12 protein-coding genes are annotated in these 14,076 nt (G+C 63.0%); all 12 read left to right on the top strand.

What is annotated here, in order from left to right; all coding sequences use genetic code 11:
* Nucleotides 1–108: 108 nt before the first annotated feature.
* Complete coding sequence (locus GIV26_RS08410; RefSeq protein WP_236280063.1) at nt 109–5,928, top strand: Hpt domain-containing protein; 5,820 nt, start codon at nt 109–111, stop codon at nt 5,926–5,928.
* On the top strand, nt 5,921–6,376 hold the full coding sequence (locus tag GIV26_RS08405; protein ID WP_236280062.1) for a chemotaxis protein CheW: 456 nt from the start codon (nt 5,921–5,923) through the stop codon (nt 6,374–6,376). The genes GIV26_RS08410 and GIV26_RS08405 overlap by 8 nt, the downstream gene beginning before the upstream one ends.
* A 288-nt stretch (nt 6,377–6,664) precedes the next feature.
* Nucleotides 6,665–7,048 (top strand): polymorphic toxin type 44 domain-containing protein, encoded by a 384-nt coding sequence (locus tag GIV26_RS08400; RefSeq protein ID WP_236280060.1) that lies wholly within the window; start codon nt 6,665–6,667, stop codon nt 7,046–7,048.
* A complete protein-coding gene (locus GIV26_RS08395; RefSeq protein ID WP_236280058.1) occupies nt 7,026–7,445 on the top strand; it encodes a hypothetical protein in 420 nt (139 codons plus the stop codon). Before GIV26_RS08400 ends, GIV26_RS08395 begins: the two co-directional genes overlap by 23 nt.
* A 200-nt stretch (nt 7,446–7,645) precedes the next feature.
* Nucleotides 7,646–7,885, top strand: a complete 240-nt coding sequence (locus GIV26_RS08390) for a DUF6124 family protein (protein WP_236280056.1) — start codon at nt 7,646–7,648, stop codon at nt 7,883–7,885.
* A 245-nt stretch (nt 7,886–8,130) separates the two neighbouring features.
* Nucleotides 8,131–9,801 (top strand): malonate decarboxylase subunit alpha, encoded by a 1,671-nt coding sequence (gene mdcA, locus GIV26_RS08385; RefSeq protein WP_236280054.1) that lies wholly within the window; start codon nt 8,131–8,133, stop codon nt 9,799–9,801.
* The gene (locus GIV26_RS08380) at nt 9,802–10,635 is read left to right on the top strand and encodes a triphosphoribosyl-dephospho-CoA synthase (protein WP_236280052.1); all 834 of its coding nucleotides are present in this window, start codon (nt 9,802–9,804) and stop codon (nt 10,633–10,635) included. It begins immediately after the preceding gene.
* Complete coding sequence (locus GIV26_RS08375; RefSeq protein WP_014720312.1) at nt 10,635–10,934, top strand: malonate decarboxylase subunit delta; 300 nt, start codon at nt 10,635–10,637, stop codon at nt 10,932–10,934. Before GIV26_RS08380 ends, GIV26_RS08375 begins: the two co-directional genes overlap by 1 nt.
* The gene (locus GIV26_RS08370) at nt 10,927–11,769 is read left to right on the top strand and encodes a biotin-independent malonate decarboxylase subunit beta (RefSeq protein ID WP_236280050.1); all 843 of its coding nucleotides are present in this window, start codon (nt 10,927–10,929) and stop codon (nt 11,767–11,769) included. The genes GIV26_RS08375 and GIV26_RS08370 overlap by 8 nt, the downstream gene beginning before the upstream one ends.
* Nucleotides 11,766–12,536: a biotin-independent malonate decarboxylase subunit gamma gene (gene mdcE / locus GIV26_RS08365; protein WP_054916897.1), complete on the top strand. Its 771-nt coding sequence runs from the start codon at nt 11,766–11,768 to the stop codon at nt 12,534–12,536. Before GIV26_RS08370 ends, mdcE begins: the two co-directional genes overlap by 4 nt.
* Nucleotides 12,530–13,126: a malonate decarboxylase holo-ACP synthase gene (locus GIV26_RS08360; protein ID WP_089041469.1), complete on the top strand. Its 597-nt coding sequence runs from the start codon at nt 12,530–12,532 to the stop codon at nt 13,124–13,126. Before mdcE ends, GIV26_RS08360 begins: the two co-directional genes overlap by 7 nt.
* Nucleotides 13,123–14,022 (top strand): malonate decarboxylase subunit epsilon, encoded by a 900-nt coding sequence (gene mdcH / locus GIV26_RS08355; protein ID WP_060763960.1) that lies wholly within the window; start codon nt 13,123–13,125, stop codon nt 14,020–14,022. Before GIV26_RS08360 ends, mdcH begins: the two co-directional genes overlap by 4 nt.
* Nucleotides 14,023–14,076: the final 54 nt, after the last annotated feature.

Here is a 14,076-nt window from a genome sequence, read left to right as displayed (position 1 = left end):
ATACAGAAATAGTGCTGACCCACCGCTATCGCAGGCAAGCCAGCTCCCACATTGGATCTCCATTGTTTGTGAGATACCAGCAACTCATGAATTCTAAGCGGAGCAGTTATGGTTGATCGGCACGACTATGTGGCCCTCGAATGGGTCAAGGGCGATATTGCCGAAACCCTGAAGCAGGCCCGGTCGGCCCTGGACGCGTACGTTGAAACCCATGACGACGACGCTCTAAACGAATGCCTGGCCGGTATTCACCAGGTACATGGCGCGCTGCAAATAGTCGAGTTCTACGGCGCGGCGCTGCTGGCCGAAGAGATCGAGGAACTGGCCCTTGCGCTACAGGCCGGGCACGTTGGCCAACGCGATGAAGGTATCCGCCTGCTGCAACAAGCCCTCGGCCAACTGCCGCTGTACCTCGACCGCGTGCACAGTGCCCGCCGCGACTTGCCGCTGGTGGTGCTACCGCTGCTCAACGACCTGCGCAGCGCCCGTGGTGAAAGCCTGCTATCGGAAACCAGCCTGTTCAGCCCGCAACTGCTATCGATCGAGCCGTTGCCTGAGCAAGCCCTGGCCCAACGGGCCACGCCGGATCTGCATGAGCAGTTGCGCCAATGGCGCCACCTGCTGCAACAAGCCCTCGCCGGGTTGCTGCGCGAAGACCACGGCCCCAGCAACCTGGAAGACATGGCGCGGGTGTTCGCACGCCTTGAAGCGCTATGCCAGGGTGCGCCGCTGCTGCCGTTGTGGCAGGTCACCTCGGCGCTGGTCGAAGGCATGCTCACCGGCGTGGTCGCCAACAGCCCGGCGCTGCGCAGCCTGCTCAAGGCCAGCGACAAGCAACTCAAGCGCTTGCTGGTTCAAGGCATCAATGGCATCAACCAGCCGGCACCGGACGAGTTGCTCAAGAGCCTGTTGTTCTACGTCGCCAAAGTCACCCGGCCGACGCCGCGCATGCAGAGCCTGAAGGAGCGCTACGGCTTGGACGAAGCCTTGCCCGACAGCGCCGTGGTCGATGCTGAACGTGCACGGCTGGCCGGGCCGGATCGCAATGCCATGGGCTCGGTACTCGGGGCGTTGTGTGAGGAACTGGTGCGGGTCAAGGAACGCCTGGATCTGTTCGTGCGCAGTGATCGCCAGCACACCCAGGACCTCGATCCGTTGCTGGCGCCGTTGCGGCAGATAGCCGATACCCTCGCGGTGCTGGGTTTCGGCCAGCCGCGCAAAGTGATCATCGACCAACTCGCCGTGGTGTTGAGCCTGGTCCAGGGGCAGCGCGAACCCAATGACGCGGTGTTGATGGATGTGGCCGGCGCGTTGCTGTATGTCGAAGCGACGTTGGCCGGGATGATCGGCACCGTCGAACCGCAAAGCCGTGAAGACAGCCGCTTGCCCACCACCGACCTGACCCAGATCCATCAGTTGGTGATTCGTGAATCGTGCCAGTGCCTGCGCCAAGCCAAGGAGCTGGTGATCGACTGCATTGAGGCTGATTGGGATCGTCAGCGCCTGGAGTCCTTGCCCGAGCTACTGAGCCAGGTGCGTGGTGCCCTGGCGATGATTCCCTTGCCGCGTGCGGCGAGCCTGATGCGCGGTTGCACCGATTACGTCGACGAGCAATTGATGATCAACGAGGCCGCCCCTTCGGCGACACAACTGGCGTATTTCGCCGAGGTGGTCAGCAGCCTGGAGTACTACCTCGAGCGCATGCTTCAAGACCCTGACGCGGCAGGGGAAAAAGTGCTGGAGTTGGCCACCCAAGGCTTGAATGCATTGGGCTACCTGCCGGTGGAAAAACCCTGGCGGCAGGCCCTGGCTGCGCCCGAGGGGGCGCTGTCCACCGAGGCTGCGCCAAACCAATCCCAGTTCGATGCCTTGGCCAGCCCTGCATCACGTCTCAACCCTCCAGCCTTGCAGCGTCCCGGTAGCCTGTTGCCGCCGCCGGCCGGTGAAGAACCGATTGACGATGAACTGCGCGAAGTCTTCCTTGAAGAAACCGATGAAGTCCTCGACGTGTTGCATCGCTACCTGCCCGACAGCGCGGACAAAGCCGCCCAGGGCGAAATGCGCCGGGCTTTCCATACCCTCAAGGGCAGCGGCCGCATGGTGCGCGCCCTGGTGCTGGCCGAGCTGGCCTGGGCCGTGGAGAACCTGCTCAATCGCGTGCTGGAACGCAGTGTAGTCCTTGGCCCTGAGGTGCGGCAGGTGTTGGATGAGGCCGTGGCCCTGCTGCCGGAGCTGATCGCCGATTTCGCCAGCGACGATCAACGCCAGCGCGATGAAGTCGACGCCTTGGCCGCCCGTGCCCATGCCCTGGCCAGTGGCGCTGCAACGTCGACCACCGAGCCCCATGACCCAATGCTCCTGGAGATCTTTCGCAATGAAGCCCAGGGCCATCTGGGCAGCCTCGACCACTTCCTGCAACAGGCCGCCGAGCAGGTGCCGCTGCAGGTCAGTGATGAACTGCAACGCGCCTTGCACACCCTCAAGGGCAGCGCCTACATGGCCGGCGTGTTGCCCATTGCCGAACTGGCGCGCCCGCTGGATCACCTCACCCGTGAGTACAAGGCCCACCGCGTGCCGCTGGACAAGGACGAAGTGGCGTTGTTGCTTGAGGCACAAGGACTGTTCCAGCGCGGGGTGCGTGACCTGGACAACAATCCCCTGGCGCCGATCCACGGCGCGGCCAGCGTGATCAGCCGCACCCAACACCTGCTGGAGCATCAACTGGCCGCCTTGCTCGACGCCCCCACGGCCGGCCTGCGCGTCAAGCGTGACCCGCACTTGATCACCAACTTCCTGGCCCAGGGCATGGACATCCTGCTCGACGCCGAAAGCCTGCTGCGTCGCTGGCAGCAACACCCCGGCGACCGTCAGGAACTCACGGCGTTGCTGGACGAACTGACCACCCTGGGCGAGGGTGCGCACCTTGCCGACCTGCATCCTATCGACGCGTTGTGCGAAGCCTTGCTCGACCTGTATGGCGCGGTAGAGGAAAGCAGCCTGGCGGTCAGCGCCCGGTTCTTCCAAGAGGCTGAACAGGCCCACGACGCGCTGATCAACATGCTCGACCAGTTGGCCGCCGGCCAGGAAATCAGCCCCGCGCCTGCACGGCTGCAGGCGTTACGCGCGTTGCTGGACGAAGCCTTGGACCCGTCCGCCACAGGCCTGATCAAAAGCGACGGCAGCCGCGCCCTGAGTATCTCCGAATTGGGCGCGGCCACCGCGCAGCTGGATCACGCCACCGCGATGGACGACGAGATTGTTGAGATCTTCCTTGAGGAGGCCGTAGACATCCTCGACAGCGCCGGCCAGTCGCTCAAGCGATGGTTACTGGAGCCCGACAGCGCTGCGCCCTTGTCCTCGTTGCAGCGGGATCTGCACACCCTCAAGGGCGGTGCGCGCATGGCCGAAATCGACCCGGTGGGCGACTTGGCCCACGAGCTGGAATGCGTTTATGAGGGGCTGGTGGACCGCCGCTATAGCTACTCTGTCGAGCTATCCCAGGCACTGATGGCCAGCCACGAACGCTTGGCTCAACAATTGGAAGAGCTGCAACAACAGCAACCCCTGAGTGACGGCGCCGAACTGGTCGAAAGGCTGCGGGAATTGCGCCAGGCCAGCAGCCCGGCAGCGCCGGCTGCGGTGGCGCCAGCCTCGGGTGCCGACCCGGAATTGCTGGATATATTCCTCGAAGAAGCAGCTGATATCCTCGACAGCTCAGGCAGCGCGCTTTTGCGCTGGCAGGACGAGCCGGGCAATCGCCAGGAAGTGGAAACCCTGCTGCGTGACCTGCACACCCTCAAGGGTGGTGCACGCATGGTCGAGATCGGGCCGATCGGCGATCTGGCCCATGAGCTGGAATTTCTCTACGAAGGGCTTTCCGCCGGTTTGCTCGCGCCGACCCCTGAGTTGTTCGCACTGCTGCAAGGTTGCCATGATCGCCTGGCGCAAATGATCGACGCCGTGGCCGAGGGATTGCCGGTGGGTTCGGTGGATAAACTCATCGAGCGCATCAAGAGCCTGGTGCACCCCAGTGATGAGCCGGTCACACCGGTGGCGCTGCCGGCGGGCAAGGCCGAAGCGGTCGCCGACCCGGCCGCCGACATGGTGAAAATCTCTGCCGACTTGCTCGATGACCTGGTCAACCTGGCCGGCGAAACCTCGATCTTCCGTGGGCGTATCGAGCAGCAAGTCAAGGATGCGCGCATTGCCTTGAGTGAGATGGAAACCACCATCGAGCGCATGCGCGACCAATTGCGCCGGCTCGACAGCGAAACCCAGGGCCGCCTCTTGAGCCGCCAGCAAGCCGAGGCCGAACGCCTGGGCTACGAAGAGTTCGACCCGCTGGAAATGGACCGCCACTCGCAGCTGCAACAGCTGGCCCGTGCGCTGTCCGAATCTGCCTCCGACCTGCTCGATCTCAAAGAGACCCTTGAGCGTCGCAACCAGGATGCCTACAACCTGCTGCAGCAACAGGCACGCATCAACACCGAATTGCAGGAAGGCCTGATGCGCACGCGCATGGTGCCTTTCGAGCGCATGTTGCCACGCCTCAAGCGCATCGTGCGGCAAGTGGCGGGCGAGTTGGGCAAGGACGTGGAGTTTATCGTCGGCAATGCCGAAGGCGAGATGGACCGCAATGTGCTGGAACGCATGGCGGCCCCCTTGGAGCATATGCTGCGCAACGCGGTCGACCACGGCCTGGAGTCCCGCGAAGTGCGGCTGGCTGCGGGTAAACCGGAGAAGGGCCGCATCACCCTGGACCTGACCCACGAAGGCGGCGACATCGTCTTCGACATGCGTGACGACGGCGCGGGTGTACCCCTCGAAGCGGTGCGACGCAAGGCGATCAAGCGCGGCCTGCTCGCCCCCCATCAAGAGATCAGCGACCGTGACGTGTTGCAGTTCATCCTGCAACCGGGCTTTTCCACCGCCGAAAAAATCACCCAGATTTCCGGGCGCGGCGTGGGCATGGACGTGGTGCATGAGGAAGTGCGCCAGCTCGGCGGCTCGATGGTGATCGACTCGACGCCGGGCATGGGCGTGCATTTTCGCATTCGCCTGCCGTTTACCGTGTCGGTCAATCGTGCGCTGATGGTGCACTGCGCGGACGACCAATACGCGATCCCGCTCAACACCATCGAAGGCTTGGTGCGCGTGCTGCCCCACGAATTGGCGGGGCACTACCAGCAAGACCCGCCGCACTATGAATACGCCGGCCAGCGCTACGAGTTGTTCTACCTCGGTGACCTGCTGCACACCGCCAGCCGCCCTAAACTGCTGGGCCAGTACCAGCCGGTGCCGGTGCTGCTGGTGCACTGCAATGAACGCCGCGTGGCGGTGCACGTGGATGCCATGGCCGGTACTCGCGAGATCGTGGTCAAGGGCCTGGGGCCGCAGTTCTCCGGGGTGCAGGGCGTGACCGGCGCGACCATCCTGGGCGACGGCCATGTGGTGCTGATCATCGACCTGCTGGCGCACATCCGCGCTCGGCAACCGGCCTTGCCGGCCCAGGCAGTGGATGCGCCGCTGATCCTCAACGACCCACTGAAAAAACGCCCGCTGCTGGTGCTGGTGGTGGACGACTCGGTCACCGTACGCAAAGTCACCAGCCGCCTGCTGGAGCGCAACGGCATGAACGTGCTCACCGCCAAGGACGGTATCGACGCCCTCGCCATCCTGGAAGAACACACCCCGGACCTGATGCTGCTCGACATCGAAATGCCGCGCATGGACGGCTTCGAAGTGGCCATTCAGATACGCAACGACCCGCGCCTGATGCGCTTGCCGATCATCATGATCACCTCACGCACCGGCCAGAAACACCGCGACCGCGCCATGGCCATTGGCGTCAACGACTACCTCGGCAAGCCGTACCAAGAGTCGGTGCTGCTGGAAAGCATCGCCTATTGGAGCAAGTCCCATGCTTGAGCACCGCACCAGCCAACTCACCGGCCTGCTGCTGCCCCTGGCCGACCGCCACCTGGTGCTGCCCAACGTCGCCGTCGCCGAGCTGATCGACTTCCAGCGCGGCGAACCGGCCAGCGATGCGCCGCCGTGGTATCTGCGGCAAGTGACCTGGCGCGATCGGCAAATTCCGCTGATCAGTTTTGAGGCTGCCTGCGGTGAAGCCAGCATGACGGGAGATCGCTCACGCATCGTGGTGTTGAATGCACTGGGCGGGCGACCGACCTTGAAGTTCATTGCCCTGGTGATCCAGGGTATTCCCCGCTCGTACAAGCTCGACAGCGAATTGAGCTACGTGGACGTCCCCCTGTGCCCGCTGGAACTGGCGGCAGTGCAAGTGGGGGAGCAGGTGGCGAAGGTGCCGGACTTGATGGGCCTTGAAGCGCTGCTGGTAGAGTCCGGCCTGGCCTGATCCTGAGCCCTATGAAGATCTACTGTGGGAGCTGGCTTGCCTGCGATAGCGGTGTTTCAGTCACTGCATCAAACACTGACCCAACGCCATCGCAGGCAAGCCAGCTCCCACACTGAGCTGCGCTCATCTACAGGTCAATCAATCCGCACAAACCGCTCAATTACTGGGTGATATGTGTGAATAGGATGGAGTTGCTGTAGGCGGGTTCTGAATTTGGAATAGGCGGGTTTTCAGGCCGGAGTGGAGTCGCTAGGTTCTGCACTCCTCACTGCCAGCAAGGACTCGCAAATGGCCGTACCGTTAATGCCGCCCGGTGTTTCAATTCTTGAAAACATGGCGATCTCCAACTGCAAGCGCATTCATCTCAAGCCCGGCTCGGCATTCGCCTATTCCTGGTTTTACTCCCAGGTCCGTGCGGCCGGCCCTTGGAACTACAAGAAGCAGGGGCGTCAGTACGAAGCTTTTGGTAACTTCAATTACGGTGCCACGGTCACGGTGCTGGGCATTCCCGAAAATGTGTTGCTGCGAGCCGCCGGTGTGGCTCAAACCGTCGCCAGAACGACTCGTCCGGATTTTGGATCATGGTGGGGCGGTGAGCCTTTTGGTGATGACCCACGGGACCAATATTGGATAAGAAGAGGTATCGAATATGCCATTTCGCAAGGTCACTAAGCGCCTCATACCTGTTCTGCGTAATTGCCTGCTTGTGATCTGCCTGATCTATATCGGCGGCAGTTGGGTCCTGTCGCCCGGAACACCGGACCTGGATGAAGTGGTGTTGAAGCATTCCCTGGGCAACGGTATGTCGATCTATGGTGCGCGAGATGGCCAAGGTGGCGCGACGGTGGGGTTTTCCTACAGGTACTACGTGCATAAGGATTTGGGAAGTGATCAGGAAATACTCAGCGCATTAGTGTCGGCCCCTCCTTTTCTCAAAACAAAAGAGCCCGATGTTCAAGTCAATAATGAGGGTGGTGCCCTGCAGCTGGTTATTCAGGGAGAAGTGTATGAGTACCACAGCTATGCGCTGGAGGGCCTGGGGAAGGTCAATGTGATGATGGTGTTGTGATGGGCTAGTGCTCAGACTTTTCCTGCAAGCGGGCGCTTTTTATGCCTGCTGTACTCGTTATGGCGGCTGTGCGTGGGAGATTCTTCGGAGTCTGCCGGGGTCCGATATGCCCGGTCTTGCACACTTGCGTACAGCTGCCACCTTCATTCGCGTGCAAGCGGAGAGAGTGCAGCCTCCATCACATATCGGAGTTGTAAATCATGGTCAAACCTACGCCCAATCCACCCCTTTTCACCGTAAACCCCCACCAAGACAACGAAACCCTGCTGGTCAATGCCAGCGAAGCACTGTCCTCACTCAATGCGCTCACCTGCAACCTGGCCTTCGACCTGGACACTTCCCAGCCCGCCATCATGCTGGGGATCCAGCAAATGGCCGAGTTGGGGCAGTTGCTGATCGATAGCGCATTGGAGCAAGTCAGCCCGTCCCCAGATTCTTGAAACGGCCCGAATCAGGGACCGCTATCTAACCAACACCACCGACCCATGTGGGAGCTGGCTTGCCTGCGATAGCGGCCTGTCAGTCAACATCTCAGTAGCTGACCTAACGCCATCGCAGGCAAGCCAGCTCCCACAGTTTGATCTTCGTTACTCCTGGCGTAACGGTTCGTCCTCCAGCTTGATTGATGCCTTAACGCTTCACTCCTAAGGTAAGCCCCACGACAGCAACCCCCCGTGGAGCGACCATGACAACAACCATCACCCCCGACTCGCGCTGGACGCGGCGGCGCGACGAGAAGCAGCGGCGGCTCGGGCTGGTCAAAAAATACGCAGACGGGGCGGTGTTGCCCAGTGACAAGATCGTCGAGGCCCTTGAAGCCTTGATCCTCCCCGGCGACCGCGTAGTGCTGGAGGGCAACAACCAGAAGCAGGCCGACTTCCTCTCGCGCTCCCTGGCCAAGGCCGACCCCGCCAAGCTCCACGATTTGCACATGATCATGCCCAGCGTGGGCCGTTCCGAGCACCTGGACCTGTTTGAAAAGGGCATTGCCCGCAAGCTGGATTTCTCTTTCGCTGGCACCCAATCCCTGCGCATCAGCCAGTTGCTGGAAGACGGCATGCTGGAGATCGGCGCGATTCATACCTACATCGAGCTCTATGCGCGGCTGGTGGTGGATCTGATCCCCAACGTGGTGCTCTCCGCTGGTTTCATGGCCGACCGTGCCGGTAACGTTTACACCGGCGCCAGCACCGAAGACACCCCGGCGCTGATCGAACCCGCCGCCTTCAGCGATGGCATCGTCATCGTGCAAGTCAACCAGTTGGTGGATGACGTCACCGACTTGCCCCGCGTCGACATCCCCGCAAGCTGGGTCGATTTCGTGGTGGTGGCCGACAAGCCGTTCTACATCGAGCCGCTGTTCACCCGCGACCCGCGCCATATCAAGCCGGTGCATGTGCTGATGGCGATGATGGCGATCCGTGGCATCTACGAAAAACACAATGTGCAGTCGCTCAACCATGGCATCGGCTTCAACACTGCTGCCATCGAATTGATCCTGCCCACCTACGGCGAATCCCTGGGCCTCAAAGGCAAGATCTGCCGCAACTGGACCCTCAACCCGCACCCCACATTGATCCCGGCGATTGAAAGCGGTTGGGTAGAAAGCGTGCATTGCTTCGGCACCGAACTGGGCATGGAAAACTATATTGCCGCACGCCCGGATGTGTTCTTCACCGGCCGCGATGGCTCGATGCGCTCCAACCGTATGTTCTGCCAACTCGCCGGCCAATACGCCGTAGACCTGTTTATCGGCGCCACCCTGCAAGTGGATGGCGACGGGCATTCCAGCACCGTGACCCGTGGCCGCCTCGCCGGTTTCGGTGGCGCGCCGAACATGGGCCACGACCCACGCGGCCGCCGTCATGGCACACCGGCCTGGCTGGATATGCGCCACGACGATGCGCCTGAGGCCTTGCTTGAACGCGGCAAAAAACTCGTGGTGCAAATGGTCGAGACCTTCCAGGAAGGCGGCAAACCCACTTTCGTCGACACCCTGGACGCGGTGGAAGTGGCCCGCAAAAGCGGCATGCCCCTGGCGCCCATCATGATCTACGGCGACGACGTTACCCATTTGCTCACCGAAGAAGGCATCGCCTACCTGTACAAGGCACGCTCCCTGGAAGAACGTCAGGCAATGATCGCCGCCGTCGCCGGGGTGACCGCCATCGGTATGCGCCACAACCCCAAGGACACTGCGCGCATGCGCCGCGAAGGCTTGATTGCCTTGCCCGAAGACTTGGGTATTCGCCGCACCGACGCCACCCGCGAGTTGTTGGCCGCCAAGAGCGTGGCCGACCTGGTGGACTGGTCTGGTGGCCTCTACAACCCGCCCGCCAAATTCAGGAGCTGGTAAATGCGCGCGCTCAAACAGCATGAACTGAGCCTGGCCGATCGCCTGGCGGATATGGCCGTGGATGCGCTGATCGACGAAGCGGATTTGTCGCCTAAACCTGCCCTGGTAGACCGGCGCGGTAACGGCGCCCACAGCGATTTGCACCTGGGGCTGATGCACGCCTCGGCGCTGTCGCTGTGGCCGATGTTCAAGGAAATGGCCGAGGCCGCGCTCGACATCGGCGAAGTCGGCCTGACCCTGCGCGAAGCGCTCGGGCGTATTGGCCGGGAAGGCGAGCAGGCCATGCTCGCCACCACCCAGGGCGTGAACACCCATCGCGGTGCGATCTGGGCGCTGGGGTTGCTCACCGCTGCGGCGGCCCTGGAGCCCCGCACCATAACCCTGACCGCCGCCAAGTTGGCTCTGCTCAACGACCGCTTCGCCCCGCAGCCCATGAGCCATGGCGCCCAGGTTGCACAGCGCTACGGTGCACGCGGTGCCCGTGAAGAAGCCCAGCTCGGCTTCCCTTCGGTGACTCAACGCGGCCTGCCGCAACTGCACAAGAGCCGCCGCGAAAACGCCGGTGAGCAGAACGCCCGGCTGGATGCTTTGCTGGCGATCATGACGGACCTGGCAGACACCTGCGTGCTCTACCGCGCCGGTACCGAAGGCCTGGCCACCATGCAACAGGGCGCCCAGGCCGTGCTCGACGCCGGTGGCAGCGCAACCCTGGTCGGACGCCGCCAACTGCATGAACTGGACCTGCAACTGCTGGCCTTGAATGCCTCCCCCGGCGGCGCCGCCGACCTGTTGGCCGCCTGCCTGTTTATCGACCGCCTCGACGGAGCGTTGTGATGGAAACCTTATCCTTTGAATTCCCCGCCGGGCAGCCCCCCAAAGGCCGTGCGCTGGTGGGTTGCGTCGGCTCGGGCGACCTGGAAGTGCTGCTGGAGCCGGGCACTCCCGGCACCTTGACCATCCAGGTGCAAACCTCGGTCAATGGCGCGCAGCAACGCTGGCAGCACCTGTTCGAACGCATCTTCCAGGAGCAGACGCCACCGGCCCTGAACATTGATATCCACGACTTCGGAGCCACGCCTGGGGTAGTGCGCTTGCGCCTGGAGCAAGGTTTCGAGGAGATCGGCCATGACTGACTTACTCGCTAAACACAGCTTTGTCGAACTTGGCGCCCGACAGCGCGCCAAGGCGCTGTTGGATGCCGGCACCTTCCGCGAGTTGATCGACCCGTTCCAGCGGGTCATGTCACCGTGGCTCAGCCGCCAAGGCGTGGTGCCCCAGGCCGATGATGGTGTGGTGATCGCCAAGGGCAGCATCGGCGCCAAGCCTGTGGTGATTGCCGCGATCGAAGGTAATTTCCAGGGCGGCAGCCTGGGTGAAGTTGGCGGTGCGAAAATCGCGGGCGCCTTGGAGCTGGCCGCCGAAGACAACCGCAACGGCGTCCCCACCTGCGCGGTGCTACTGCTGGAAACGGGCGGCGTGCGCTTGCAGGAAGCCAACCTGGGCCTGGCTGCCATTGCCGACATTCACGCGGCGATTGTCGACCTGCGCCAGTACCAGCCGGTGATCGGCGTGGTGGCCGGCAGTGTCGGTTGCTTTGGGGGCATGTCCATCGCGGCTGGCTTGTGCAGTTACCTGGTGGTCACTCGCGAAGCACGCCTGGGCTTGAATGGCCCCCAAGTGATCGAGCAGGAGGCTGGCCTGGAGGAATACGACTCCCGCGACCGCCCGTTTATCTGGAGCCTTACCGGTGGCGAGCAGCGCTTCAACAGTGGCTTGGCCGACCGTTATGTGGCCGACGATGTGGCGCAGATCCAGCAGACTGTCAGCGCACTGTTGCAGCAGGGCGTGCCCGCACAACCGCGCAGCCGGCGCGCTGATTTTTACCTGGCGCGCCTGGCCGAACTGGACGCGAGCGCGCAAATCGAGCCGGCGACGGTTCGTGCGCTGTATCAGGGAGAACGCTCATGAGAGGCTTGCAGTGGTTCAACGCATTGAGCGCCAACGCAACGCCGGTCGAAGGTTTGCCGGGCTCATTGAAAGTGGCGGATGGTGTGTTGGGTGAACAGGCGGTGCGCTATATCGCCGTGGTCCCCGACCCGCACAACCGCTTCCCCCGCGCCCGCAATGGCGAAGTCGGCCTACTGGAAGGCTGGGGCTTGGCCAAGGCGGTGGACGAAGCCATCGCCCGGGGTGACAAGCGCCCCATCATCGCTATCGTCGACGTACCCAGCCAAGCCTATGGTCGTCGCGAAGAAGCCCTTGGCATTCATCAGGCCTTGGCCGCCGCCGCTGACAGCTACGCTCGCGCTCGGCTCGCCGGCCACCCGGTGATCGCCCTGTTGGTGGGCAAGGCCATGTCGGGGGCGTTCCTCGCCCACGGCTACCAGGCCAATCGCCTGATCGCCCTGCGCGACCCTGGCGTGATGGTGCATGCCATGGGCAAGGCCTCGGCGGCACGGGTGACCTTGCGTAGCGTCGAAGAATTGGAAACCCTGGCCGCCAGCGTGCCGCCGATGGCCTATGACATCGACAGCTATGCCAGCCTGGGATTGCTGTGGGAGACGTTGTCAGTCACCCGGATTGAACAACCCACGACGGATGACGTGGCGCGAGTCAGCGATTGCCTGGTGCAGGCAGTCAAGGATATCGGCAGTACCGACTTGAGCTCACGCCTTGGCGCCACCAACCGAGCCGCCTCCAGCCGAGTGCGCCAGCTGTTGCGGGAGCAATGGTGAACGCCCACGACTTACTCTGGGGCATGACCCTGGCGCATCTGCCTGCCGATGCCCCGGCCTGGGTGCGGGACGCGATCCGTGCCGGGCATCCGGTAGTGGTGCGGCGTGCCATCGCCGAGCCGGGCCATGTGGCGGTCGGTGTGCGTGGGCGTTTGCGTGAGCAGCGTTTTGCCGCCCAGATGCCCGTGGCGGCGGTGCAACGGCGGGTGGCGCCGCAAGCTTTGCGAGCGGCGGTCTCACCACGGGATTTACCGGCGCTGCGGGCCCTCGATCAACTGCGGCCGGTGCTGGCGCCGCAAGATTGGGGCGTCAGCGGCAGTGCCGGGTTTGAATTGGCCAGTGGCATTGAAGCGCTGCATGCCAACAGTGACCTGGATTTGATCCTGTGCACGCCCAAGCCCCTGGATCGTAGCGAGGCGCGAGCGCTGTTGGCGATCCTGGACACCGCGCCCTGCGCCGTCGACCTGCAACTGCAAACCCCTTTCGGTGCCGTCGCGTTGCGCGAATGGGCCGGCCCCTCACGCCGTGTACTGCTCAAGACCGTCAGCGGTGCGCACCTTGTGCTCGACCCTTGGCAGGCCGTGGCATGAGTAGCCTTCTGGTGTTTCCGGGGCAGGGCGCCCAACGCAGCGGCATGCTCCAGGCGTTGCCGGCCGCCATTGTGCAAGAGGCCAGTGATGCCCTGGGTGAAGACGTTCGTCGGCTCGACTCGGCGCAGGCTCTGGAATCGACGCGGGCTGTGCAACTGTGCCTGGTGATCGCCGGCGTGGCCCATGCCCGGCGATTAGAGTGCACGCCGGATTATGTAGCGGGCCTGTCCATCGGCGCCTACCCAGCCGCGGTGATGGCCGGGGCCCTGGACTTCGCTGATGCGATAAAACTGGTCAGCCTGCGTGGTGAACTGATGCAGCAGGCTTATCCACAGGGCTATGGCATGACGGCGCTGATCGGCCCTGATCTTTCCAGCGTCGAGGCCTTGCTGGCGGATATCCACAGCCCGCATACGCCGGTGTATCTGGCCAATATCAATGCCGACAACCAGACCGTCATCGCCGGCAGCAACGAGGCGATGAAGCGAGTTGCCGAACGCATCAAAGGCAACGGTTTCGCCAAGCGCCTGGCCGTCAGCGTGCCGTCTCACTGCCCGTTGCTGGAGCAACCCGCCCAGGCACTGTTCCAAGCCTTCGTCCCACTCAAGGCGCCGCGCATTACTTACCTGAGCAGCACCCGCGCGCGACCTATCCACAACCCCGAACAACTGCGTGACGACCTGGCCTTCAATATGTGCCGCGTCGTCGATTGGCGCGGCACGGTGCAAAGCGCTTACGAGCGTGGTGTGCGCCTGCAAATCGAACTGCCTCCGGGCGCGGTGCTCACCGGTCTGTCACGCCGTGTGTTTGAACAGGGCACGGTGATCGCCTGCGAAGGCGCCCGCCTGGACACCTTGCAGGCCCTGCTGCAAGAGGAGGAACGCCGCCACCGATAACGCAGTACCCAAGGCTTTCGAAGCACAAAAACAACAATTTCGAACGAGCACTTT

The sequence above is a fragment of the Pseudomonas sp. PA-1-3F genome (genome assembly GCF_021609665.1).
Lineage (GTDB): Bacteria > Pseudomonadota > Gammaproteobacteria > Pseudomonadales > Pseudomonadaceae > Aquipseudomonas > Aquipseudomonas paracarnis.
The sequence above is the reverse complement of the archived record's forward strand: the minus strand, read 5'-3'. Positions and strand labels throughout refer to the sequence as shown.

Excerpts from the sequence above, each read along its gene's own strand:
- mdcA (WP_236280054.1), top strand. The coding sequence starts at position 8,131 with ATGACAACAACCATCACCCCCGACTCGCGCTGGACGCGGCGGCGCGAC.
- GIV26_RS08390 (WP_236280056.1), top strand. The coding sequence starts at position 7,646 with ATGGTCAAACCTACGCCCAATCCACCCCTTTTCACCGTAAACCCCCAC.
- GIV26_RS08410 (WP_236280063.1), top strand. The coding sequence starts at position 109 with ATGGTTGATCGGCACGACTATGTGGCCCTCGAATGGGTCAAGGGCGAT.
- GIV26_RS08395 (WP_236280058.1), top strand. The coding sequence starts at position 7,026 with ATGCCATTTCGCAAGGTCACTAAGCGCCTCATACCTGTTCTGCGTAAT.
- mdcE (WP_054916897.1), top strand. The coding sequence starts at position 11,766 with ATGAGAGGCTTGCAGTGGTTCAACGCATTGAGCGCCAACGCAACGCCG.
- GIV26_RS08375 (WP_014720312.1), top strand. The coding sequence starts at position 10,635 with ATGGAAACCTTATCCTTTGAATTCCCCGCCGGGCAGCCCCCCAAAGGC.
- GIV26_RS08400 (WP_236280060.1), top strand. The coding sequence starts at position 6,665 with ATGGCCGTACCGTTAATGCCGCCCGGTGTTTCAATTCTTGAAAACATG.
- GIV26_RS08380 (WP_236280052.1), top strand. The coding sequence starts at position 9,802 with ATGCGCGCGCTCAAACAGCATGAACTGAGCCTGGCCGATCGCCTGGCG.
- GIV26_RS08370 (WP_236280050.1), top strand. The coding sequence starts at position 10,927 with ATGACTGACTTACTCGCTAAACACAGCTTTGTCGAACTTGGCGCCCGA.
- mdcH (WP_060763960.1), top strand. The coding sequence starts at position 13,123 with ATGAGTAGCCTTCTGGTGTTTCCGGGGCAGGGCGCCCAACGCAGCGGC.
- GIV26_RS08405 (WP_236280062.1), top strand. The coding sequence starts at position 5,921 with ATGCTTGAGCACCGCACCAGCCAACTCACCGGCCTGCTGCTGCCCCTG.
- GIV26_RS08360 (WP_089041469.1), top strand. The coding sequence starts at position 12,530 with ATGGTGAACGCCCACGACTTACTCTGGGGCATGACCCTGGCGCATCTG.